This is a genomic window from Selenomonas sp. FOBRC9 (assembly GCF_000287655.1).
In the GTDB taxonomy this organism is placed as follows: domain Bacteria; phylum Bacillota; class Negativicutes; order Selenomonadales; family Selenomonadaceae; genus Centipeda; species Centipeda artemidis.
Map to the genome: position 1 here is coordinate 1 of NZ_ALJR01000011.1, position 23,305 is coordinate 23,305.

22 protein-coding genes are annotated in these 23,305 nt (G+C 59.6%); all 22 read left to right on the forward strand.

The features are described from left to right. Positions 1-152: 152 nt before the first annotated feature. Positions 153-1,187, forward strand: coding sequence for a 3-deoxy-7-phosphoheptulonate synthase (gene aroF / locus HMPREF1147_RS02590; protein ID WP_009657605.1), 1,035 nt, complete (start codon positions 153-155; stop codon positions 1,185-1,187). Positions 1,188-1,487: 300 nt separating this feature from the next. Beyond that, entirely contained in the window at positions 1,488-1,688 is a 201-nt protein-coding gene (locus HMPREF1147_RS02595) for a 50S ribosomal protein L9 (protein ID WP_009350333.1), read from the forward strand. An 80-nt stretch (positions 1,689-1,768) separates the two neighbouring features. Then, a complete protein-coding gene (locus HMPREF1147_RS02600) occupies positions 1,769-2,077 on the forward strand; it encodes an HMA2 domain-containing protein (protein WP_037351062.1) in 309 nt (102 codons plus the stop codon). Further along, positions 2,077-2,730 carry an HMA2 domain-containing protein gene (locus HMPREF1147_RS02605; RefSeq protein WP_009657589.1) on the forward strand — a complete coding sequence of 218 codons (654 nt, stop codon included), beginning with the start codon at positions 2,077-2,079 and terminating at the stop codon, positions 2,728-2,730. Before HMPREF1147_RS02600 ends, HMPREF1147_RS02605 begins: the two co-directional genes overlap by 1 nt. Then, positions 2,727-4,835 (forward strand): heavy metal translocating P-type ATPase, encoded by a 2,109-nt coding sequence (locus HMPREF1147_RS02610; protein WP_009657586.1) that lies wholly within the window; start codon positions 2,727-2,729, stop codon positions 4,833-4,835. Before HMPREF1147_RS02605 ends, HMPREF1147_RS02610 begins: the two co-directional genes overlap by 4 nt. 111 nt (positions 4,836-4,946) lie before the next feature. Further along, positions 4,947-5,360, forward strand: coding sequence for a flagellar protein (locus tag HMPREF1147_RS02615; protein WP_009439492.1), 414 nt, complete (start codon positions 4,947-4,949; stop codon positions 5,358-5,360). Between the two features lie 123 nt (positions 5,361-5,483). Continuing rightward, a complete protein-coding gene (locus HMPREF1147_RS02620) occupies positions 5,484-5,765 on the forward strand; it encodes a flagellar biosynthesis anti-sigma factor FlgM (protein WP_026762022.1) in 282 nt (93 codons plus the stop codon). A gap of 16 nt (positions 5,766-5,781) precedes the next feature. Continuing rightward, entirely contained in the window at positions 5,782-6,270 is a 489-nt protein-coding gene (locus HMPREF1147_RS02625) for a flagellar protein FlgN (RefSeq protein WP_009657601.1), read from the forward strand. Positions 6,271-6,276: 6 nt separating this feature from the next. Further along, positions 6,277-6,768: a flagellar export chaperone FlgN gene (gene flgN, locus HMPREF1147_RS02630; RefSeq protein WP_009439346.1), complete on the forward strand. Its 492-nt coding sequence runs from the start codon at positions 6,277-6,279 to the stop codon at positions 6,766-6,768. Positions 6,769-6,789: 21 nt separating this feature from the next. After that, positions 6,790-8,538 (forward strand): flagellar hook-associated protein FlgK, encoded by a 1,749-nt coding sequence (gene flgK / locus HMPREF1147_RS02635; protein ID WP_009657600.1) that lies wholly within the window; start codon positions 6,790-6,792, stop codon positions 8,536-8,538. Positions 8,539-8,548: 10 nt separating this feature from the next. After that, on the forward strand, positions 8,549-9,895 hold the full coding sequence (gene flgL / locus HMPREF1147_RS02640; protein ID WP_009350323.1) for a flagellar hook-associated protein FlgL: 1,347 nt from the start codon (positions 8,549-8,551) through the stop codon (positions 9,893-9,895). A gap of 39 nt (positions 9,896-9,934) precedes the next feature. Beyond that, complete coding sequence (locus HMPREF1147_RS02645; RefSeq protein WP_009439321.1) at positions 9,935-10,519, forward strand: DUF6470 family protein; 585 nt, start codon at positions 9,935-9,937, stop codon at positions 10,517-10,519. Between the two features lie 12 nt (positions 10,520-10,531). Then, positions 10,532-10,978, forward strand: coding sequence for a flagellar assembly protein FliW (fliW, locus tag HMPREF1147_RS02650; protein WP_009657596.1), 447 nt, complete (start codon positions 10,532-10,534; stop codon positions 10,976-10,978). Beyond that, entirely contained in the window at positions 10,978-11,199 is a 222-nt protein-coding gene (csrA, locus tag HMPREF1147_RS02655) for a carbon storage regulator CsrA (protein ID WP_009657597.1), read from the forward strand. The genes fliW and csrA overlap by 1 nt, the downstream gene beginning before the upstream one ends. 72 nt (positions 11,200-11,271) lie before the next feature. After that, entirely contained in the window at positions 11,272-11,694 is a 423-nt protein-coding gene (locus HMPREF1147_RS02660) for a flagellar protein FlaG (protein ID WP_009657595.1), read from the forward strand. Positions 11,695-11,727: 33 nt separating this feature from the next. Further along, positions 11,728-13,386, forward strand: coding sequence for a flagellar filament capping protein FliD (gene fliD / locus HMPREF1147_RS02665; RefSeq protein ID WP_009657604.1), 1,659 nt, complete (start codon positions 11,728-11,730; stop codon positions 13,384-13,386). A 15-nt stretch (positions 13,387-13,401) separates the two neighbouring features. Further along, positions 13,402-13,818: a flagellar export chaperone FliS gene (fliS, locus tag HMPREF1147_RS02670; protein ID WP_009439491.1), complete on the forward strand. Its 417-nt coding sequence runs from the start codon at positions 13,402-13,404 to the stop codon at positions 13,816-13,818. After that, the gene (locus HMPREF1147_RS02675) at positions 13,808-14,152 is read left to right on the forward strand and encodes a hypothetical protein (RefSeq protein ID WP_009657588.1); all 345 of its coding nucleotides are present in this window, start codon (positions 13,808-13,810) and stop codon (positions 14,150-14,152) included. Before fliS ends, HMPREF1147_RS02675 begins: the two co-directional genes overlap by 11 nt. Before the next feature lie 261 nt (positions 14,153-14,413). Beyond that, positions 14,414-15,745, forward strand: a complete 1,332-nt coding sequence (locus HMPREF1147_RS02680; RefSeq protein WP_009657603.1) for a flagellin — start codon at positions 14,414-14,416, stop codon at positions 15,743-15,745. 449 nt (positions 15,746-16,194) lie between these two features. Beyond that, positions 16,195-20,136, forward strand: coding sequence for a glycosyltransferase (locus tag HMPREF1147_RS02685; protein ID WP_009657594.1), 3,942 nt, complete (start codon positions 16,195-16,197; stop codon positions 20,134-20,136). Further along, entirely contained in the window at positions 20,133-21,611 is a 1,479-nt protein-coding gene (locus tag HMPREF1147_RS02690) for a glycosyltransferase family 2 protein (protein ID WP_009657593.1), read from the forward strand. Before HMPREF1147_RS02685 ends, HMPREF1147_RS02690 begins: the two co-directional genes overlap by 4 nt. Then, on the forward strand, positions 21,608-23,305 hold the full coding sequence (locus HMPREF1147_RS02695; protein WP_009657602.1) for a hypothetical protein: 1,698 nt from the start codon (positions 21,608-21,610) through the stop codon (positions 23,303-23,305). Before HMPREF1147_RS02690 ends, HMPREF1147_RS02695 begins: the two co-directional genes overlap by 4 nt.

Sequence of the window (23,305 nt, forward strand, 5' to 3'; positions counted from 1 at the left end):
AAAAAAGCGGGGCTTAAAAATGGCTGCGGCGGACGCCGACGCGGTACGAAGTGGCGCGTTAGCTCCGGGGGGAGTATCACACATACGGTATGAGGCGGGATTTTCACGCTTAGGGGCATCATATTTTATAAATTTACAAAGGAGAAAATACGATGGTTGTTATTATGAATGCGGAGGCTTCGCAGGAGGATATCGAGGGCGTCATTCACGCCATTGAGGAAAAGGGGCTCGAAGCGAAGGTGATGGAGGGCGCGCGGCAGAAGATCGTCGGCGTCATCGGGGACAAGACGCTGCTCGCCGCGACGCCGCTCGACGCGATGCACGGCGTGGAGACGACGGTCGCGATCTCAAAGAGTTACAAACTCGTGAGCCGTGAGTTTCACCCCGCGCCGAGCGTGATCGATGTCGCGGGTGTGGAGATCGGCGGCGGGAATCCCGTGGTGATGGCGGGACCCTGTTCGGTCGAGTCGCGTTCACAGCTGCTTGAGACGGCGGAGATCATCAAGGAGGACGGGGCGCAGTTCATCCGCGGCGGCGCCTACAAGCCGCGCACCTCGCCCTATGCGTTCCAAGGGCTGGAGGAAGAGGGGCTGAAGTACCTTGCCGAGGCGCGCGAGCGCACGGGGCTGCGCGTCGTCACGGAGGTGACGGTCGTCGAGGCGGTGGACACGGTCGCCGCCTATGCCGATCTGCTCCAAATCGGCGCGCGCAATATGCAGAACTTTGGACTCCTCAAGGCGGTCGGGCGCGCAGGCAAACCCGTCATGCTGAAACGCGGGCTTGCGGCGACGATCGACGAGTGGCTGAACGCGGCGGAGTACATCATGAACGAGGGCAATCCGAACGTCATTCTCTGCGAGCGCGGCATCCGCACCTACGAGACGTACACGCGCAACACCTTTGACATCAGTGCGATTGCGGCGGTCAAGCACCTCTCGCATCTGCCGATCATCGCCGATCCGAGTCACGGCACGGGCAAGTGGCGCATGATCAAGCCGATGTCTCTCGCCTCCATCGCGGCGGGCGCGGACGGTCTCATCATCGAGGTGCATCCGAACCCTGCAAAGGCGCTCTCCGACGGCCCGCAGTCCCTGACGCCCGCGCACTACGGCGACCTCATGCGCGACGTTCTGAAACTCAGCGCGTTCATGAAGGATGCTCATATCATCCCCATGGATTTAGGATGATCGTGTGCAGGTTGAGAATGGAAACGCGTATGATTCCTAATTAGCCGCAAACTATTGACAATCGAGGGCTTGTGCCTTATACTCAGGGCAATGGAACGGTTCCGGAGAGGGATGCGGCGCTGCCGCTGCCTCACGGCGCAGGAACCGTTGCCGCTCACGGGAATCCTTCAAGGCTGCCAACAGAGGCAGCCTTTATTTGTCGTAGGGATTGCGGTGGGGTATTCACTCAGTGGTGAGTCAAGGCGCCAAGGAGCGAACATGCCCTCATGCAAGGGGCGAAGTGGCAAAGGAGGAACTACTATGTTCTCGAAGACGGATTTTTGGATCGGGCTTGCGGTCGGCGCGGTGGCGGGTATTTTCGGCTATCGCTTCATGCAGGAGCGTTCGCAGCAGCTTGCGGCGCTTGAGTCCGGTCAGGCGGAGCTGTCGGTTGCGGAACTGCAGCGGCAGAAGGAGGAGCTTGAGGATCTGATCGCGGCACAGTCCGCGCTCGATAAGTAAGGCTCAGGTTGTTTGCAGAGGGGCTGTCGCGCGACTATCGCGTGCAGCCCTTTTTTGAAAAGGAAAGGGGGCCGGCGGACTTGGATATTTTTGAAGCCGTCCGGGCGGCGATTCCCGCGTCCGCGCTTGAGCTCTTCCTGCGCTCGACGGAGGTCGCGTCCTATATGCCGGGGCGCGTGCGCCTTTACAGCAGGCAGATGATTGGCAATCCGGCACTGGAGACAGAGGTGCGGCGGCGTCTCGGTGCGCTCGCGGAGCTGGACTCCGTGACGACGAATGCGGAGACGGGATCGATCCTAATCACTTATCTGCCGGAGCGGCTGCGCGCAAATGCGGAGCTGCGCCGCGCGGAGGAATATATTGTAAAGCATGCGAGGAGGCGGGCATAATGTCATATGTTTCTGGATTTATGCTGGGAGCGTCGCTCGCGAAGTATCTGCGGCAGTATATGAGCGGGGGGCGCACGGCGCCGACCTCCTTTGTCGTGGCGGGCGGGGGGACGCGGAGCAAGCGGCCGCGCGGGCGTCTGCCGCGCACGGGCGATCTGCTCCTGCCGTTTTCCTGCGTGCACGCGTCCGCGGGGCGGCGGCGCTATCGGACGCCGTACCTGACGGAGGAGACGGCGGAGCTCCTCACGGCGGGCATCCGCACGCTTTCCTTTGTGCGCGAGATCGAGGTGAACGCGGACTCCGGGAGCATCCTGCTCATCTATCATCCGGAGGATGAGGCGCATATTCTCGTGCTCGCGGAGGAACTGGAGAAAATCTTCTCGAAAGGGCATGCGGCGCCGCATGTCGGGACGCTTGCGCAGAGCATCCGTAGCTCGGTGCACGCGTTCAGCGGGTGGATTCAGGCGCATTCGGGCGGCGCGCTCGATCTGAACTCGCTTGCGGCGGGGCTGTTCTTCCTCATCGGCATCCGGCAGCTTGTGCTCTCGAATGCGGCTGCAAATGCGCCGGGAAGTCCGACGCGCACGTCGCCCTCGGGCTTCCAGATGCTGTGGTGGGGGCTGACGCTGATGAGAGGATGGCGGACGGTATGAGTGCACTCAAGAATACGCGCATACGCATGAAATGCGCTCTCCCGCGTGAGGAAGCGGCGCGCCTTGCGGCACGTCTGCGCCGCTTCCCGGCGGTGGCGGCGGCAGAGGTGCGCGAGGATCATGTGCATCTATGGCACGAGGGGCGTCTGCCCGCCGAGCGCGTTCTCGCGGCGGTCTCGCGTGCCGTGCGCGCCGCCGAGGAAGCGTCCGTGACGCCCGCACAGCGGCTCGCGGAGTTCCGCCGGGACGCGCTGATTTCGCTCGCAAGCTTTGCCGCGATGGAGATATTGAAACGCACCGCGCCCGAGATGTTCGCTTCTATGAAAGTACTGCGCGCTCTGCTCGTCGTCGCTATCTCGCGCAAATTCATCAAGACCGGCGTCGAGGGGCTCGTCCGCGACCGCGAACCGAACGCGGACACGCTCACGACGACGGCCGTCATTGCCTCTGTGCTCGCGGGCAAGCCCGAGTCGAGCCTCATGCTCCTCGTCCTCAGCAACGGCGCGGAGATGCTGACGAACTACGCCGCGGAGAAGGCACGCGCGCAGATCTCGGGACTGCTTTCGCTCGATCAGCGCTTTGTCTGGCTCGTTGAGGGCGAGGGAGAAAGCGAGATTGAGCGCAAGGTTCCCGTGGAGGAGATACGCCCCGGCAACATCATCGCGGCACACGCAGGGGAGAAGATCGTCATCGACGGTCACGTCCTGCGCGGCGACGCGGCGGTGACGCAGGCGTCCATCACGGGCGAATCCAGCCCCGCGATGAAGCAGGCGGGCTCGCCCGTCTACGCGGGCAGCGTCGTCGAGGCGGGCGAGATCGTGATCGCCGTGGAGAAGGTCGGCAGCGATACCTCCCTCGCCCACATCGTCCACCTCGTCGAGGAGGCGCAGACGCGCCGCGCGCCCGTGCAGAACTTCGCCGATCAGATGGCGAACTACCTCGTGCCCGTGTCCTTCCTCGGCGCGGCGATCGTTTACGGGGCGACGCGCGACTGGCAGCGCGTGCTGAATTTGCTCTTCATCGATTTCTCCTGCGGGCTGAAACTCTCCACAGCGACCGCCATGTCCGCCTCCATCGCGGCGGCGGCGAAACGCGGCATCCTCGTCAAGGGCGGCAACTACATCGAGGCGCTTGCGCGCACCGATACCGTCGTCTTTGACAAGACGGGGACGCTCACAATCGGCGTGCCGGAGATCTCGTTCATCCGCACGGCGGACGGGGTCTCGGAGAAGGAGATGATCCTCCTCGCGGCGTCTGCCGAGGAGCACTCTGTGCATCCGCTCGCCGTCGCGATTCAAAAATATGTCGATGCAAAGGGGTGGAAAGCACCGCAGCACCGCTCCTCCGAGACCATCGTCGCGCGCGGCATGTGCGCCGAGGTGCCGGATTTTGACAGCTATACCGGCGGCACAGTGCGTGTCGGCAGCAAACGGTTTCTCGCCGAGAACGGCATCGAGGATACGGAGCATCTCGGCGCGGGCGTTACGCGGAAAAACCTGCTCTATATCGCACGCGACTGGAGGCTCATAGGAATCATCGGCATCGAGGATCCGATCCGACCCAAGATGAAGAAGACGCTCAACCAGCTCCGCCGCTGCGGCGTGGACGAGATCGTTATGCTGACGGGCGATGCGAAGGCGGTCGCAGCGGACGCAGCGCGTGAGATGGACGTCGATTCATATCATGCGGAGATCCTTCCCGAGGACAAGTCTTACTATGTCAACACGCTCAAGCAGCGCGGCACGGTCATGATGGTCGGCGACGGCATCAACGACGCGCCCGCGCTCGCCTTTGCGGACGTCGGCGTCTCGCTCGGCGGGCGCCAGACGGACATCGCGGCGGAGTCCTCGGCGGTGACGATCCACTCCGAGGATCCGACGCGGCTTGTCGAGGCGCTGCGGCTCGGACAGCGCACGATGCACCTCGTGGGGCAGAACTTCAAAGCGACCATCCTCGTCAACTCGGCGGCAATGATCCTCGGCGCGCTCGGGCGCATCAGCCCGCTCGCGGCGGCGGCGATCCACAACTCGGCCACGCTCATCGTCGTGCTCAACAGCTGCCGCATTCTTACACGCGAGGGCGGACTCTTCGCACGGCGGCGTTGAAGTATTGATTTTTCTCCCATGTTGTTGTAAAATACGATAGTATTATGACATGAAGATAGATTCGGATCATGAGAGTATGGCGATCCGCTATTTTGGGAGGAGCGTTTGTCGATGGCAGGGAAGATGAAGAACTGCTCAAGCTGCGGGAAGGTATTTGTCTCAATTAATAATGCCCGCATTTGTATGGATTGCCGCGCAAAGGAAGAAGAGTGGGAAAAGGCGATTGTCGAGTTCGTCCGTGATCATCCGAAGTCGCAGATCGGCGAGATCGTCGAGGCGACGGGCGTACAAGAACCGGTCATCCGCCGCATGATCCGCGAGGGACGCTTTGTCTCCTCGGGGGCAGACCTCTACTATCCGTGTGAGAAATGCGGCTCGCCCATCCAAAAGGGACAGTACTGCGACAAGTGCCAAAAGGAGATGCGGGACGAATTGACCGCGCACATCGCGCAGAAGAGCGCATCCGGGATGCGTACGACGGGCGACAAGTCCGGCGGGCGCAAGGGATATGTCACACTCGGCTAAAATTAAAAAATACGGGACGCACGCAGGGGGATGCCCTTAAGTGTGCGTCTTTTTTTTTCGATAAAGAAAATGAAGGAGCTCCGTGCATTCAAGTCGGAGCAGAACATTAGGTGGTGAATGAAGATGTTGATCAGCAATCATACGGTGTCGGCAGTGAGCAGACTCTATGCCGGCAGCCAGACAACAAGCACGCGCCGCGTGGATGCGGTACGTGCCGTGCAGCAGCCGGACGCGCTCGAACTCTCGGGCGAGGCGCAGAGCTTTGGCGACATCCTGCAAAAACTGCGCGCGGGCGACGGTGTGCGTGCGGATCGTGTGTCGTCTCTTTCGGCGCGCACGGATGCGGGGACGTATGCGCCCGCTCCCGACGAAATCGCGGCGAAGATGCTCGCGATGCGTTATTGATATAGAGACCGGCAGCATGTGGAATGCCCTGACGGAGACGCTGCATGCCCTTTCGGCGCAGTATGAGAAAATCGGCGCGCTTCAGAAGAAGAAGCGCGGTATTCTTGTTGCGCTCGATATGGCTGCGCTCGAAAAACTAACGGCGGAAGAGAGCGCCTGCGCGCGCACAGTCGAGCGTCTGGAGAAAGAGCGTCTGACGCTGCTTGCGCAGATTGCGAAGGAAACGCCGGGAGTGACTGCCGATACGACGATGGAGGAGCTCGCGCTCCTCGCGCCGAGCGACGCCGTGCACCGTGCCGTGCTCGGTGCGAGCCGCAAGCTGAGCCTTCTCGTCAAGGAGACGAAGGAAGCGAGCGAAGCGAACGCACTTCTCATCGAGGGCGCGCTCATGGCGGTCAACCGCACGCTCGGTCATATCGGCGGCGCGGTCGTCGATCCCGTCTACGGGCAGGGCGGCACAGAGCAGGTGCGGCATTTGAAGAAAAATTTGGATTTTAAGGCGTGAACGGTCATGACAAATGAGACCCGTGAGGTACTGCTCCTGCTCAAAGAGCAGCTCGGCACATGCGAGGCAGCTGCACGCTGCTTCGCCGCGCTGAAAGAGGCGCTCCGACACGGGGGCGCTGCGGGGGGCGTGAGCACTGCGACCGCTGCGGCGGAACGCAGCCTTACTGAGCTGCGGGCGGCGGAGAAAGCGCTTGCGGCGTTCCTGGAGCGTACGGGGCGCGGCACGCTCGCTGCAGTCATCGACGCAGAGCCGAACCTCAGCGAGCGGCTGACTGCGCATCGTGCCGCCCGCAGTGCGGCGGCACAGCAAAGAGCCCTGCGTGAAGAGGTACAGATCTGTAAAGAACTGCTCGACCGGAATATGGACTTTATCAATTATCAGCTCAACGTCGTTTCCGGCACCTCCGCCGACGATACCTACGGGTGTTCGCAGCCCGTCGCGGGTCCCGGCGCGGGGCTGCGGCGCGAGATCGCCATGTTTGACGCGGACGTATAGTAATAGAAGGAATGAGGGAATATGCGGTCAACATTTGCCGGCCTCAATACGATGGTCAAGGGCATTCAGAACAACCAGCTCTCGCTGGATACTACGGGGCACAACATTACGAACGCCTCGACGCCCGGCTATTCGCGTCAGAGCGTCAACTCGGCGGCGACGAACTACCAGGAGCGTTCCTCGCTCTACGGGGACGTCCTCGTCGGCGGCGGCGTCGACGCGATGTCGCTCACGCGTGCACGCAATATCTACGCGGATAAGCAGTTCTGGTCGGAGACGTCGGCACAGAACTTTTACAAGACGAATAAGACAAACTACGACAAGGTCGAGACGATCTTCAACGATTCCAAGAACACGGGCATCCTCAACGCGATGAAGCAGTTCTACGACGCGTGGGTGAATCTCTCGAACTACGCGAGCGATGCGGCGTCGCGCACAGCCGTTCTGACAAAGGGCAACAACCTCGTCGACCGCCTCCGGACGAATGCGAACCAGCTGCAGGATCAGATCGCGTCGCAGTACGACGAGATGCGCATTCAGGTGCAGAAGGTCAACAGCATCACGGAGCAGATCTCACGACTGAACAAGAACATCATGTACGCGGAGACGAACGGGGCAAAAGCAAACGACCTGCGCGATCAGCGCGACCTCCTCGTCGACCAGCTCTCGGAGATCACGAACGTCAACGTCTATGAGGAAGCGAACGGTATGTATACCGTCGTCTCGAACGGCATGACGCTCGTCAATCGCGAAGGCCGGCTGACGCTCGAGATGAGTGAGCCGATGAACAACGAGGAGTACGGCATCACCGACTACACCATCCGCATCAAGGAGGCGGGCGGCATCGGCTATGTCCCGCAGAGCGGCGTCCTCAAGGCACTACAGGATACCATCGTGCAGGATAAGGGATATATTGACAACCTCGCGGATATTGCCGCAACATTGCTCACAACGTTTAACGACGTACACAAGCAGGGCGCGGGCATTGATGCAGATGCGACAACATGGCTTAATTTCTTTGGGGACAACGGCAATAAAAGCACCGCGACCGGCGGCAGCTACACAGGTACACACTACACATGGCACGTCGATGCGGCGACGGGCGAGCGCTGGATGGAGCAGACTGCCGCGAGTGTCAACAAAACGGTTTCCGGCACGACGACAACGATTACGATGACAGATTCCGTAGTCGCTTCAGATAAGAAAAAACTTAAATCCATGCAGATCATCAATGCCCTGAAGGTCGCAAGCGAACTGACTGCGCCGGGCGGTCAGAACCTTGTCGCGGCACGGCAGATCTACGATCCGGCCGTCGATCCGCTGACCAGCAAGCCTAAGGGGATGGTCAAGCCGACCATCTCGGCGGGATCCTCGACCTACACCTACGACAACAGCTGGATCAACGGAACAGGCGACGGTACGATGGCAGTCGAACTGAGCAAGCTCTTCAACACCGATCAGGGAAGCTCGATGAATCCCGCGGGAACGGAGCGTCCGGTGAGCACGATTTCCATCAATCAGTATTACAACGGCATCATGAGCAAGCTCGGCGCGAACGCCGAGACCGTGGACAAAAAGCTCAAGCAGCAGGACGATCTCATCACACAGATCACCCAGTGGCGGCAGTCCACCGCGGGCGTCAACTGGAACGAGGAGCTGACGAATATGCTGAAGTTCCAAACGGGATACGGCGCATGCTCGCGCGTCCTTACCTCGATGGACGAGATGCTTGACAAGCTCATCAATAGTACCGGCACGGTTGGAAGGTAAGGTGTGACCCATGGCAATCCGCGTCAGCAGCGATTACTCGGTACAGCGCTATCAAAAAGATCTCAACGAACTGGAATACAATAAGGCCAAACTCATGGAGCAGGGCGACGGCAGCAAACTGCACCGTCCCTCCGACAACTCCGTGGACTATTCGCGTTACCTGCGCTACGACATCTCCGAGGGCGAGAACGAGCGGTATCAGAGCAGCGTGAAGGCAGGGCTTTCGTGGATGAACGCCACGCAGAACGCACTCTCCGGTATGGAGGATATTCAAAAGACCTTCAAGGCAAAGACCATTCAAGCGGCAAACGACGACAAGGATGAAAAGGGCGGCGACTGGCCTGCCATCGCACGCGAGATGATGGCAGGCATCCAGCAGATCGTCTCCCTCGGCAACACGCAGCTCGGTGACCGCTATATTTTCTCCGGGCAGGCGGATCTTACGCAGCCCTTCTCCATGACGGATTCGTCGCATAAGGTTGACCGCGGTCTTACCAAGACGCTCGATGATCGGCAGACAGCGTTCTTCAACGGTGTCAGCAATGAGAAAAGCGGCGATTTTCTGCATCAGATGCTTGCGCTTCAGGGGGACGACGGCAAAGACTACTATATGAATACCCTCACGGGCGACATCTATACGAAGGAATTTGTGCAGGAAGGGTATAAGGACGTCATCGCCAAAGGGCGCTCGACGGTAGATCCCGCGACTGATCGCGTCGGAAACATCGGCGGTGCGCTCAATATCAGCCAACATTTCAAGAATACGGGCGAAATCAAAACGGATGCAGGCGCCGGGACGAACTGGACGACATCCGCAACGGTTGGCGGTTCAACCGTCAATATGAAGTTTGCCACGATCAAACAGCAGATCGCTACCTATAACGGCGATATGCGCTACATCTCCATGGTCAAGCAGAACGGTTCAACCGAGCCAACGGCGGATACGGTGAATAAGACGGGGCGCGACCTCTTCGGACGCGACCTCTTCGACGATGGGAACTCGGGCAACAGTGCTTCCGGCACGGCGATGCTCAACAACATGCTCACCGTGTACGAGCAGACGAACCGCTCCAACCCGCACTGGATCAGCTCCGACGGCGTAACGCTCGCGGATGCTGCGAACCAGGTGACGCTGCAGGCACATACGGAGACGGGCGCGCGTTCGCGCCTCTACACCGATATGACGGATATTTTGACGAATCACAAGGAAAACATCACAAAGGATATCACCGATGTCTCCTCGACCGATGTCGCGGCACTTGCAACCAAGATGATGCAGCAGCAGACCCTCATGAGCATGTCGCTCTCCATGGGGGCACGCATCCTGCCGCTCTCGCTCGTCGATTATCTGCGCTGATTTTTACTAGCATTTTCATAACGGGAAAGGATGCCCACGATGTCTATGCTTTATCTCAACGTGCGCCATACACTCCCGATGATCGGGATGCGGTCGCAGAAGAACACCCTCGACGCGGGCATCAATCAGCCGAGCTACGATCAGACGTCGCAGCAGGCACGCTCGAACAAAGGAAAGACACAGCCCAAAATCGATATCGACAGCTATCCGAGCCGTCACAGCTACGGCTATACAAACCATACCGACTTTGCCCGCGAAAACGAGCAGGAAGGACTCTCGGGCGTGCAGCAGGGAACGTCCAAGCACACGCAGATGGCATGGGCGCTCGCCGAGGACGGGCCGAAACCCGGACGCATGGTTCCCATCGAGCAGGTGCAGAGCGAGGTGCAGAGTATCGCCGATCAGAACCGCGTGCTCGTCGCGGCGGCGATTCCAAAACCTGAGATCAGCTTCGACATCGGCGAGGTCGTCGGCGAGACCGAGGTCGGCGCTGTTTCAACGCAGTGGCAGATCGAGCCGCGCGCCCGCATTGAGTACAACCGCGGCAGCATCGAGACCTATCTCGAGCGCAAGGGGGACATTCACGGCTGGGTCAGCGAGGGACACTATGATATACTGGCATAACAGGAGCTTTTGATGAAAAAATTCATGACAACCCGTTTCGGCGAGATCGAAGCGGAAGAAGACGCAATCATCACTTTCGAATCGGGTATTCCGGCCTTTGAGGAGGAACGGGAATTCCTCATCATCCCCTACGAGGAGGGGAGTCCCTATGTGTTCCTCCAGTCACTCAAGACGCCGGATCTCGCGTTCCTCATGACGATGCCGCTCGTATTCTTTCCGGAGTATGAAGTTGTCATCGACGACGATGTGGAGCGTGCGCTCGGACTGACGTCGCCCGAGGAAGTTCTGATCTACACGATTCTCACCCTTTCGGGCACGGAGATCCGCGATCTCACGGCGAACCTCATGGCGCCGATTGTCATCAACGCCAAGACGCGCCACGCCAAGCAGATTGTGCTGGATCGCAGCCCATACACGACGAAGCATCGCTTGTTTCCGGATACAAAGGAGGACAAGTAATGCTCGTACTCACCCGCAAACCCCGACAGCAGATTATGATCGGCGACAACATCGTTGTGAACATCGTGGAGGTACAGGGCGACAACGTGCGCATCGCTATCGACGCGCCGCGCAGCGTCAAGATCTACCGCGGTGAAATCTACCGGGCAATCCAGGAGGAGAACCAAAGAGCCGCGGCAGCCCCGCAGGACTTTGACCTCAGCAGCTTGCCCAAAGGGTAAAATATATAGTTATCATGGAAGAATTCAGCGGAAACGCAGGGAGCGTTTCCCGGTATACATGGAGGGATACCTATGGCAGTAGGAAGCGTTCAGGATGTCATGCTCGCGGCGGTTGCTGTGAGCAGTATGCAGGACGGGCAGAGTGCCCCGCAGACCGCAGGAAGCGATCCGGCACAGGAAAGCGCAGTGCCCGCATCGAGCAATGCGAACAGCGTGCAGTATGATGCGTCGCAGAAAGCGAACGAGAAATCGGCGCATCATGAAAAACTGACCGAAGATCAGACAGCATACATCACCAAAAAGCTCAACGAAATCATGCGCAGCATCAACGTCAATCTTGAGTTCCAGTACCACAAGGAAGTCAACGTGATGTCCGTGCGTATGCTGGATAAGAAAACAGGCGAAGTGCTGCGCGAAGTGCCGCCCGAGGCGATGGTCGAGCACATGATCAAGGTACACGACTGGATCGGCGCATTCTTGGATAAGACCGCCTAAGCCGGCAGCAGGGAAAGGCAAGGAGGAGTTACTATGGCAGGAGCAACAGGAGCCACGGGGTCAAAGGGAATCTACGGACTCTCGGGATCCGGCATCGACGTCGAATCGCTCGTCAAGGTCGGAATGATCTCTCAGCAAAAGAGATATGATCGTATCTATAAAAAGGAAGTCGAGACGGAGTGGCGTAAGGAAGCCTATGCGAATGTGTATGAAAAGCTCAGCACGTTCCAAAATAGTACGCTTTCAAACTATAAGCTGAGCGCAACGACGAAGCCGATGACGGCGACGAGCTCGAATACGGACGCCGTAACGGCGGTCGCAAACGCAAGCGCGGGGCTCATGACGCATAACGTCACAGTCGAAGAGACAGCGAAGAACGCCTATCTCATGACCGCAACGGGTGAACATGTAGGTCGTACCAGTACAGCGGCAGAAAATGCAAAGAGCATGATGCTCAAGGACATTGCCTATGCGGGCGGTACGAAACCGGCAGGCATGGCAAACACGGATGTCGCACTCCGGTTCAAGGTCTCCGACGGAACAAATACGACGACGGTTGAGTTTACGGCCGAAGAGGTTTTCGATAAGAACCTCACGCTGAACGACCTTGCGACCCGCATCAACAATGCGCGCTATAAGGATACCGCCGGGAAGAACGCAGCGCGCAGCCTCAGCGCATCCTATGACACGGTATCGGATGCTTTTTCCATCGTCAATACCAAGACGGGGGCGGAGAACAAAATAGAACTCTCCGTTGAAAGCGGCACGGGAGATATGCAGAATGCGTCCGCACAGCTGCTTACAAACCTTAAATTGGGCAATGTGAACAATAACCCCGGTACCGCGCAGACATACAGTGCGGGGACGACGAATACGGTGACCGGTGTCAACGGCAAGGCTACGATCGACGGGCGTGTATACGATAATTTGCAGGAGAACAAGCTCACCGTCGGCGGCGTTACCTATACCTTTAAGCAGAAAACGACAGCACCGGCTCAGGTCGGAATCGCGCAGGATCAGGACAAGCTGCTCGAGAATGTAAAGAAGTTCGTGGAGGAGTACAACAAGCTCCTTGACGATCTCAACAAGCAGTACAGCGAGGGCAAGTACCGTGACTACGGCGTGCTCACAAAGACCCAAGAGGACGGTATGACCAAGGAGCAGGTCGATAAGTGGAACGAGAAGGCGAAATCGGGGCTTCTGTACCGTGATGAATACCTTCGCTCCATTATCAGCGATATGCGCGATGCCGTGACCAACCGTGTCGGATCCGTTCCCGGGCGCTACAATTCGCTCGCGTCCATGGGCATCACGTCGAAGGATCAGAAGGGGCATCTGCAGATCGACGAGACGAAGCTCAAAAACGCCATCGCCGCAGAACCGGATGCCGTGAACCGTTTGATGTCGTATGACGATCCGGACAACGACTACAACAACAGCGGCGTTGCAAACCGTCTTTACAACAAGGTGACGAGCCGGCTCAAATCGCTTGAGAACCATGCGGGCAGAACGGCGGACAAGACGGACGTTACGAGTGAGCTCGGCAAACTCATCCAGAACTATCAGAAACAGATGAGCGACTTCAAACAGCTCATGACCTCCTTTGAGAACAATCTTTACAAGAAGTACAACGCGATGGAAGTTGCAATCTCGCGTCTCTCTGCACAGTTCAACTTCTTTGCCGCGAAGTGACGAGGGGGCTTTTGAATGGTAAATACCGCTGCGGACGCCTATAAGAGACAGCAGGTCATGACGGCGACGCCCGAAGCGCTCACACTCATGCTCTACAACGGCTGCCTCAAGTTCATCAAGGAGGGGGTCGAGGCGCTCGCGGAGAAGCATTATGAAACCGCGAACGAGTCTCTTCAAAAAGCACAGAATATCATCAGCGAGTTCCGCGTGACCCTCAACATGGATTACGAGATCTCCCATCAGCTTCTGCCGCTTTATAACTACGCCTATGACCGTCTCGTCGAGGGGAATATGAAGAGCGATCCCGCGATCATCGCCGAGGCATCGGATATCATGACGGAACTCCGGGACGCATGGGCGCAGGCGATGAAGAAAGCGCGTGAGGAGAAAGGCTCGCAGGGCACAGAGGGGAGCGGCGTCTATGCCGGATGAACAGTATGCGGCAGCCGCGGAACTCTGGGAGAAATACCGCGTCCTCACCCACGAGCTGATCAAATTCATCGACGGAGAGGAAATCGACACCTTCATCAGCCTTGTTGATCAGCGGGAGCAAATCGTTGACTTGATCCGTGCGCTGCCCGCCGATCCCTATAAGGAGAGCGCGGCATGGGAAGCCTTCGATGCGGAGGTTCGTCCGCTCGAGATGCAGATCGGGTACAAGGCGCGCGCATGGCTGAACAAATCGCGCCGGCAGAATGCCGCCGTTCACAGCTATGATCTCTCCGAGGCGAGCCCGCTCGGGAGCGTACTCAACAAGCGTTACTGAGCGTGCGGACGACACCCGGTCTGCACCTTGACAAAACACAGGAAAAAAAGTAAAATATTTTCAGCATAATGCTTAAGTATATCGTCCCCGTGACGATATACATTATGTAAAGCTAATAAGCAAGCGGTGCGGCTGTTCTTGACGGTCAGCTAGCAGCCGGACGGAATAGACGCGCACTTGCCTATTACAGCGGGCACGGATGTCCGCACATACATTTAACTTCCGGCACAGCCGGAACTATACCAGGGAGGAATTTACACCATGGCTATGATAGTCAAAAACAACATGTCGGCAGTCAACACGTTGAACATCCTGAACAAGAACCAGTCCTCGCTCGCGAAGAGCCTTCAGAAGGTCTCCTCGGGCATGAAGATCAACGATGCCGGCGACGATGCTTCCGGCTATGCCATCTCCGAGCGTATGCGCGTCCAGATCCGTTCGCTGAATCAGGACAACCAGAACACCCAGAACGGCAACAGCATGATGAAGACCGCCGAGGGCGCTGTCTCCAGCACGGTTGAGATCCTCAAGACCCTGAAGGAGAAGGCAATCAACGCGGCGAACGACACAAACACCGACGAAGACCGCCGTACGATCCAGAAAGAGATCAACCAGATGGTTGACCAGATCGACGACAACGCGCTTGCTACCTACAACGGCAAGTACCTCGTTGACGGTTCGCGCAACAGCATCGGCACGGCGACGTGCACGACGCTCACGAACACCTCGCTCAGCACTGGCTCGAAGTGGGGATCCAAGCTGACGGAGCTCCAGAGCCGCACGGACGAAGGTCTCAACATCCAGTCGACGGATAAGGTCACCGTTTCCTACGTCCGCGAGGGCAAGACCTACACGACGACGTTCCAGGTCAGCACGAACACGATGTCGGATCTGCTCACGGCGAAGGCGTTCAACGGCACCGAGGGTGTCGTAGGCTCCGACTTCGTCGATAAGGCGAAAACGCAGGAAGGTTCGTTCATCGGTCTCGACAAGGCGGGCAACAGCGTCTACACGGCGGACAACAAGAGCGCTCTGTCGATCAGCGCGAAGGGTGCGGGCACGACCTACCAGGTCTCCTCGTTCACGATCTCGATCGCTGACAATACGGGCGCGATCCGCAAGACCGCGAACACCGCTCTCGACGGCTTCAACGAGCGCATCCGCGCAGAGAACAAGTCGGACGACAATGCACTTACGCTCCAGACGGGCACGAAGGCGAATCAGGCCATCAAGGTCAGCATGACGGATATGCGTTCGCTCGCACTCGGCATGAAGGGTACGGACGGCTCGGTCATCAGCGTTCAGACGCAGGACAAGGCAAATGCTGCGATCAACGCCATCGAGACGGCGCTCCAGAAGGCACTCGACGAGCAGGCGAATATCGGCGCTGTCCAGACACGTCTCTCCTACACGAGCTCCAACCTCACCACGGCAGCAGAGAATGTCCAGAACTCCGAGTCCACGATCCGCGACGCGGACATGGCGAAGGAGATGACGGAGTACACGAAGAACAACGTTCTGCTCCAGGCTGCGCAGTCCATGCTCGCGCAGGCGAACCAGAACAGCTCCGCTGTCCTCTCGCTCCTCAAGTAATTTTCGCTTCGGCGTTAATTTGCGGACAAACAAGAAAAGGGTCTCTTCCCTCACGGGAAGGGGCTCTTTTTTTCGGCGTGAAGCAGGATTTTGGCGCATCGCTGTGTCATATCGTCGGACACTGCGGTCGACGTAGATTCCATCTACGCCTTCCCTTGTGTCCTCCTCATTCCTTGCGCTGCATCCAAACTTCTGCTTCACTCAGGTTACGGCGTGATGTGAAGCGGGATTTTGGGGCCTAGCGTCGTCATTTTTGGCAACCGCTTCGTCGACGTAGGTTTTGGCTACGTCTTCCTCGCGTTCACCTGAATTCCTAGCTATGCATCGAAACTTCCGCATCACTTAGGTTACGGTATGACGCGCGATCTTGGCGTATAACTGCATCACGAATCCTTTGCCATTTTTGCCGGGATGCCGTATAATGAACACAATATGAAAGGATGTGCGCCATGAAGATCTCCGCCTGCTATATTGTGAAGGACGAAGCGGATGAGCTGCGTTGCTCTCTCTCGAGTGTCGCAGCGGCGGCGGATGAGATCGTCGTTGTCTCTACGGCAGGAGATGCGCAGGTCGCAGCTGTGACGGCGGAATATCATGCCGCACTTTACGAATTTCCGTGGCGGAACGATTTTGCGGCGGCGCGGAATTTTGCACTGGCTCATGTGACGGGAGATTATATCATTTTCCTCGATGCGGACGAGTACTTTCTGCATCTGGCACAGGTGCGCGCTGCGATAGAATCCTATGCCGCCCGAACGGCATGGGATCTTCTCATGGTCCGCATGGAGCATTATGTATCCGAGGGCGACCGCAATCATATGATGACGGATGTTCTGCCGCGCGTTCTGCGCGGCGGCGATGCGCTGTGCTATGAGGGGACAATTCATGAGCAGGCGGTGCGGCGCGACGGGGCGGAGCGCATCCTCTGCTATGCGGATGATCGTCTCGCCTGCGGGCATACGGGATATATGACGGAGCGGAGCGCGGAGAAGGTACACCGCAATATCGCGATGCTCGAAGCGGACGCCGCGGCGCACGGGCGCAAACCGTGGCACGCGGCATATCTCGCCGACTGCTATTTTTGGATGAAGGACTACCGGCGCGTGATCGAACTCTCGGCGGAGGTTCTTTCGAGCGATATGGTGATCATCGGCGGACGGAGTAAAATCTATCATCAGGTGATCGAGTCCATGCGCGCCCTGCATTCTTCGGATGCGGAAATGCTGAAATACGTCAACGCCGCCATCGCCGGCTATCCCGATCTGCCGGATTTCTACGCGGAGCGCGGGATGGTGCTCTGCGGTCTGGGGCAATACGAGCCGGCAATCGCGAGTTTTACGGCGGCGATGGATCGGTATGAGGGCGATGTCGGCGTCCGGCGGGACGATTCTTTTTTTAACCGCGATGTGGCGGCGCGGGTCGCGGAGCGCATGTCCCAAATTTATACGCATCTGGGAGATGTCCGGAGCGCGGAAATCTGGGCGGAAAAAGAGCGGCGCTACCGCGCGGAGGAAGAGCCGTCCGTCTCGGATGCACCGCCGCATATGCGGCTGACGGCATGTTATATCGTACGCGACGACGCCGTGCATTTGAAAAAATCCATCGAGAGCCTGCGCGCGCATGTGGACGAGCTGATCGTCGTTGACACGGGATCGGCGGACGGGTCGGCGGATACCGCCGCCGCGCTCGGTGCACGGGTCTATCATTTCGCATGGGCGGACGACTTCGCGGCGGCGCGCAATGCGGCGCTTTCTCATGCCCACGGAGATTGGGTCGTATTCCTCGATGCGGACGAGTATTTTACATCCGAGACGGCAGGAAATCTGCGGGACGTTGCACACGCGGTGGAGGCATCCGGGGCGCAGGTGCTGCTTGTGCCGTGGAAGAACATCGATGAGGATACGGGGGAGCTGCTGCTCGATTCGTTCGCGCCGCGCATGTTCAAATATGCGGAGGAACGCCGCTATGTGGGGCGCATCCACGAGGAACTGCGCGATCGGGGGGCGGTCATAAAGGATGTCGTCACGCTGTCGGCGGCGCAGCTCAAACTGATTCACACCGGTTATTCGGCGACGCTGACGCGGGCAAAGGGGGAGCGTAATCTGCGGATGCTGCTGGCGGAGCTGGAGACGGGAGACGATCCGGAGCGATGTCTGCGCTATCTCGCGGAGACCTATGATCGGCTCGGCGATGCGCGCATGGCGGAGCATTATGCGCTGCGCGATATTGCGCGCGGACGTCAACCTACGGTCTATGCGAGCTCTTCGTACCGCATCCTGCTGCACATCTACGGGATGCATCCGCAGATGCGGGATCGGCGGCGCGAGATCGCGGGACGTGCCGCCGCAGATTTCCCGGAGCTGCCGGAGATGCACGCGGAATATGCGGAAGCGTGCGCCGCCTGCTATGACTATGCGGCGGCGATCCGGGCGGCAGAGACTGCGATCGATATCCCGCCGCCGCGGGGAGGGCTTGAGCCGTCGGATTTCACGGAGGAAGGGGCGGCGCAGCTGCGGCTGCGGATGGGCATTTGGGAAAAAATACATATGCATGAGCGAGACGTTCGTATTTCCGCCTGCGTATTTGTGCGCAACGATGCGCGCGATATGGAGACGTGGCTGGGGAATGCGGCGGCGTATGCGGATGAGCGCATCGTGCTCGACACGGGATCGACGGACGGGACGCGGGAGCTTGCCGTGCGCGCGGGTGCGGATGTTTATGAATTTGCATGGACGGATGACTTTGCTGCTGCGCGCAATGCGGCGCTCTCCCGTGCGTCCGGCACATGGGCGGCGGTTCTCGATGCGGACGAGGCGTTCTTTGATCCCCGCGAGGTGGGTCCCTATCTCGCGATGATGGACGTATTGATGCCGGAAGCGGATGCCGTTCTCCTGCCGATCGTGCATGTGGATGAGGATGCCGGCGCGCGTGAAATCGGGCGCGCGCCGCATGTGCGGCTCCTGCGTCTTGGCCGCGGGCTGTTCTACGAGGGACGCGTGCATGAACGGCTCCAAAAGGCGGAGGGAGAGCCCCTGCTCTATCAAGAGACGACAGTACTCTCCATTCGGCATGTCGGCTATTCTGCAGGTCGCATGTACGAGAAGCATGTGCGCAATCTCGCCCTGCTCGCGGCGGAAATAGAGCAAAACGGCATCCGCCCGGGAGACTATCGCTATCTCGCCGATACCTATTATGGACTCGGACAGTGCGCTGCCGCGCTTCTCTATGCGCGGGGGGCGATTGCGGAAGACGCAAAGTCTCTTGGTGCGCAGTCGCATCTGTATCATGTCCTGCTTGATTGTATGGAGAGTGAGGAAACGCCGCTCGCGGATCAGATCGCAGAAGCGGAGCGGGCGTGCCGCGCATTTCCGCTCCTGCCGGATTTCCATGGGCGTCTCGGCCTGCTCTATGAGGCGGCAGGGGATGGACGTGCGCTCGCCGAACTCACGCGGGCACTGGAGCTCTATGAGATGCCGGAGGACGAGAGCGGAGAGAGCTCCGCGTTCCCCGCGTGGGCGGGGGAAATCTCCGCCGCGCGGGCACGTCTTTTGCTTGCGGCAGGAGACCGCGCGGGCGCGGAAGCGGCACTCGCATATGCCTTTGACGCGAGGGCGGCGCGCGAAGCGGCGGTGGATATCTATGCGGAGCTGCATGAGGATGAATCGCCGCAGCGTGTTCTTGCAGGACTGCGCGCGCAGATCGGTACGGATGCGGAGAGCCTTTTTTATCTTTATCGCACGGCGGAGGGGAGCGGGCGAATGCCGCTTGCGCGCACAGCACGCGATGCACTGCGCACCGAAACGGGACGTGCGCCGGAGATCCCGCCGATCTATGCGGCGGTGCGGGGGCAGTCGCCCGAGGAACGTGCGGCATATTTGACGGGCTTGCTCGCGGGCGATGTGCGGGAGACGGCGGAGATCCTTCTGCGCCTGGAACGCGTGCATACGGCGGATGGGCGTCATCTTTACCGCCGCCTGCGGGCGCTCCTGCCGGATGTACTGCGTGCCTTTTGGCGGTATTATGATGAACCCGACACCGTGCCGCGCCCCGATACCGCCGAGGGCTATGAGCTTGTGCGGGCGTCCTTCATCCGTACGGCGGATGAGGCGCAGGCGGCGCGCGTAATCCGATGTGCGGGGGCGTTTGGTATCGAATATATACGGAAACTTGCAGATGACTTTACGGCTGCGGAACGCCCTGCGGCGGCACTGAATGCTCTGCTATTCTACGGAGAAGCGGGCGGCGTAACGGACGCGGAGTATCTCTATGAGACGGGGCGCGCCTGTCTGGCGCTCGACAAACGGGACGAGGGACGTGTGTATCTCAGCCGTGCGCTTGCGGCACAGCCGAACAATCGGAAGGCGCAGGAACTGATGGAGCTGATACAATGAAAATTTCTGCCTGTGTCATCGCAAAGAATGAGGAAAAGAACCTGCTGCGCTGGCTCGCCTCCATGCGCGTCTTTGCCGACGAGATGATCGTGGTCGATACGGGATCGACCGACGCGACGGTCGAGACAGCATGTGCGGGCGGGGCGATGGTGTATCGATTTGAATGGATCAACGATTTTTCTGCCGCGAAAAATTTTGCACTTGACCGCGCATCGGGAGACTGGGTGGTTTTTACCGATGCGGACGAATATTTCACGGATGAGAGCGCGCCGCGTGTGCGTCCGCTCATTGAGGAGTATGACGGCGCAGAGCAAATTGACGGATTCATTGTGCGTCTTATCAATATCGATATGCAGACGGGCACGCTCCTTGGCACGACGGCACAGGTACAGCGCATCTTCCGTCGTCTGCCGCATCTGCGCTTTGTCGGGAGCATCCACGAGCATGTGGAGAATCTAAGCGGCGACTCTGCCCGCGAGATGGTGATGACGGAGGAGCTGACGCTTTATCATACGGGCTATTCGCCGCAGATTATCCGGCATAAATCGCAGCGCGATTTGGAGCTCCTGTCAGCGCGGCGTGCGGCGGGGCGGCATGACAAGATGGACGACTACCATCTGATGGACTGCTATTATACGCTAGAGGATTATGAAAAGGCAGCGGCATACGCGCGAAAGGCGATGGCGCTGCCAGAGCAGCCCGTCGGTGGTGAGGATCGTCCGTACGCGATCCTGCTTCAGTCGCTTATCTTGATGAATGCCGACGATGCGGAGATCGATGCCTCCTATGATGCTGCCTGTAAAAACATTCCGCAAAAAGCGGATTTTCCCCTCATCTACGGCACATATGCGTGGGAGCGTGGTTATTTTACGGCGGCACGACGTGCCTATGCCGAGGGGATCCGCCTGCATGAGCAGCACTACCGCGTCGGAGACTTTTCCCATGTACTTGCCCCGCTTGCCTATGAGCGGCTCGGTGCGGCGGCGGAGCTGTGCGGGGAAAAGGGAGCCGCGGCGGCGTTCTATATCCGGTCTCTGCGCGAGCAAAAGCGGCATCTGCCGTCCCTCAAGGCGCTCCTGCGTCTGCTCGCCGAGACGGGCGCGGAGACGGCGGATGTCGTCGCGGCGCTGAACGACCTCTATGACGGGGCGGCGGACGCGGGGGTCTTGGCGCAGGTTCTTGTCGATACGCCCTTTCCGCTCGCCGCCCTTTACTATGAGAAGCGCGGCGGGGCGAAGTTCTCCGCGCGCAGACGCCTGCTCCTGACGGGGGAGGTGTGCGCGGCGGCGGCGTCTCTCATCGAGGACCGGGAGCGGACGGCGGCAGTCGCGGCGGCGCATATGGAGGCGTTTTCGCAGGAGGAGCAGGGGCGCATTGCGATGCTCCTGCCGCGCTCGTGCAGAGAGCTTTCCGCCGCGCCCGAGGACATGAGGATGCGGCGGCGCATCGCGCGCCTTTCCGGAGAGCGGATATGACGGCGCGGATACCGGCAGATATAGAGTGTCTGCGCACGCGTATTTATGACGCGCTCGATCGCGGCGATACACTGCGCGCCAAGGCGGATATTGAGCTGCTCCGCCGGGATGAACCGGGAGAGGCGGCGGGGCTTTTGACCGCGCTCGCGATTGAGTGTGGCACGGCGGAAGATGCGCTCGCGGCATGGGAGAATTGTGCGCGGCATCGCCCGGATGACCTCTATACGATCTTTCTGCGGGCACGGATTCATTTGATGCAGGGGGAGCGGAGCACTGCGCTGTTGCTCCTGTCGCCGCTGATGGGGCGTGCCATGCCCGCGCCCGTGGCGGAAAAGGTGTTCAATCTTGCGGGCCGGTGCGCGCGCTTCCTGGGGCATGCGGAGGATGCCGTGACGTTCTATGCGCACGCGCGGGATGCGGCGCCGGAGCGGGCGCTGCGCCTGCTCAATGCGAGCAATGTGCTCTTTAATCGGCATTATCTCCCGCAGACGCCGCGCGAGGAGCGTGCGGCGGCAGAGGAATACGGGGCGCTGCTCGGCGATATTGTGCCGTTTTCCCATGCGTCGGGAGGGGCGCGTGGGCGGCTGCGCATCGGCTATCTCTCGCCCGATGTCCGGGAGCACGTTGTGCTCTCCTTTTCGTATGCGCTCTTTACCGCGCTCGATACCACACGCTTCGAGGTCTATGTCTACGCGATGAATCGGGAGGATGCGTTCACGGACGGGGTGCGCCGCCGCGTGACCTGTTTTCGGAATCTCATGGGCTGTACGGCGCAGGAAGCGGCGCATCGGATCTATGAGGATCAAATCGATATCCTTGTCGATCTCGCGGGGCATACGGCGGGTGGGACACTGCCCGTCCTCGCCTATCGTCCAGCGCCGGTGCAGATGTCGGGGATCGGCTACTTTTCCTCAACAGGGCTAAAGACTGTGGATTATTTTCTCGCAGATCCCGTACTTGCGGCGGGACGTGCGCAAGAGGGCTTTGTCGAGCGTTTGCTCGTACTGCCGCGGACGCATTTTTGCTGGCAGCCGTTGCGTCCCGCGCCTCCGGCGGCGCATTTGCCGGCGGCGGGGCGTCCGATTGTATTTGGCAGTCTAAATAATTTTACGAAGATCAACGATCGGGTGCTGCAGGTATGGGCGGAGATTCTGCGGCGCGTGCCGACGGCGCGGTTGTTGCTCAAGACGGAGATCTTCTCCGTGTCGGACGGCGCCGCCGAAGCGCGGCGGCGGATTGCGGCGGCAGGCATCCCTCCGGAGCGTGTGGAGACGGAGGGGGCGTCGGCAGATTATCTCGCGGCATACGGGCGCATCGACATCGCGCTTGATACGTTCCCTTATCCGGGCGGCGGGACGACCTGTGATGCGCTCTATATGGGCGTGCCCGTCGTGACGCGCGCGGGGGAAACGCTCGGGAGCAGATTCGGCGCGTCGTTGCTCCGGAATATCGGCGCGGATGCGCTCATCGCATATACAGAGGAAGAATATATCGAGCGCGCCGTGTTCCTCGCGCAGGATTTCGATACACTTGATGCGCTGCACGCGGGGCTGCGCCGGATGACGGCGGCGTCGCCCGTGATGGATGCGCCCGCCTATGGGACGGTCGTCGGGGCGGCGTACGAAGCGGTGTGGGCGGAATATACCGCACGGGAATGCGGACGAGGTAAAGGTACGCGCGGGGGACGACGATAG

Excerpts from the sequence above, each read along its gene's own strand:
- aroF (WP_009657605.1), top strand. The coding sequence starts at position 153 with ATGGTTGTTATTATGAATGCGGAGGCTTCGCAGGAGGATATCGAGGGC.
- HMPREF1147_RS02595 (WP_009350333.1), top strand. The coding sequence starts at position 1,488 with ATGTTCTCGAAGACGGATTTTTGGATCGGGCTTGCGGTCGGCGCGGTG.
- HMPREF1147_RS02605 (WP_009657589.1), top strand. The coding sequence starts at position 2,077 with ATGTCATATGTTTCTGGATTTATGCTGGGAGCGTCGCTCGCGAAGTAT.
- HMPREF1147_RS02610 (WP_009657586.1), top strand. The coding sequence starts at position 2,727 with ATGAGTGCACTCAAGAATACGCGCATACGCATGAAATGCGCTCTCCCG.
- HMPREF1147_RS02615 (WP_009439492.1), top strand. The coding sequence starts at position 4,947 with ATGGCAGGGAAGATGAAGAACTGCTCAAGCTGCGGGAAGGTATTTGTC.
- HMPREF1147_RS02620 (WP_026762022.1), top strand. The coding sequence starts at position 5,484 with ATGTTGATCAGCAATCATACGGTGTCGGCAGTGAGCAGACTCTATGCC.
- HMPREF1147_RS02625 (WP_009657601.1), top strand. The coding sequence starts at position 5,782 with ATGTGGAATGCCCTGACGGAGACGCTGCATGCCCTTTCGGCGCAGTAT.
- flgN (WP_009439346.1), top strand. The coding sequence starts at position 6,277 with ATGACAAATGAGACCCGTGAGGTACTGCTCCTGCTCAAAGAGCAGCTC.
- flgK (WP_009657600.1), top strand. The coding sequence starts at position 6,790 with ATGCGGTCAACATTTGCCGGCCTCAATACGATGGTCAAGGGCATTCAG.
- flgL (WP_009350323.1), top strand. The coding sequence starts at position 8,549 with ATGGCAATCCGCGTCAGCAGCGATTACTCGGTACAGCGCTATCAAAAA.
- HMPREF1147_RS02645 (WP_009439321.1), top strand. The coding sequence starts at position 9,935 with ATGTCTATGCTTTATCTCAACGTGCGCCATACACTCCCGATGATCGGG.
- fliW (WP_009657596.1), top strand. The coding sequence starts at position 10,532 with ATGAAAAAATTCATGACAACCCGTTTCGGCGAGATCGAAGCGGAAGAA.
- csrA (WP_009657597.1), top strand. The coding sequence starts at position 10,978 with ATGCTCGTACTCACCCGCAAACCCCGACAGCAGATTATGATCGGCGAC.
- HMPREF1147_RS02660 (WP_009657595.1), top strand. The coding sequence starts at position 11,272 with ATGGCAGTAGGAAGCGTTCAGGATGTCATGCTCGCGGCGGTTGCTGTG.
- fliD (WP_009657604.1), top strand. The coding sequence starts at position 11,728 with ATGGCAGGAGCAACAGGAGCCACGGGGTCAAAGGGAATCTACGGACTC.
- fliS (WP_009439491.1), top strand. The coding sequence starts at position 13,402 with ATGGTAAATACCGCTGCGGACGCCTATAAGAGACAGCAGGTCATGACG.
- HMPREF1147_RS02675 (WP_009657588.1), top strand. The coding sequence starts at position 13,808 with ATGCCGGATGAACAGTATGCGGCAGCCGCGGAACTCTGGGAGAAATAC.
- HMPREF1147_RS02680 (WP_009657603.1), top strand. The coding sequence starts at position 14,414 with ATGGCTATGATAGTCAAAAACAACATGTCGGCAGTCAACACGTTGAAC.
- HMPREF1147_RS02685 (WP_009657594.1), top strand. The coding sequence starts at position 16,195 with ATGAAGATCTCCGCCTGCTATATTGTGAAGGACGAAGCGGATGAGCTG.
- HMPREF1147_RS02690 (WP_009657593.1), top strand. The coding sequence starts at position 20,133 with ATGAAAATTTCTGCCTGTGTCATCGCAAAGAATGAGGAAAAGAACCTG.
- HMPREF1147_RS02695 (WP_009657602.1), top strand. The coding sequence starts at position 21,608 with ATGACGGCGCGGATACCGGCAGATATAGAGTGTCTGCGCACGCGTATT.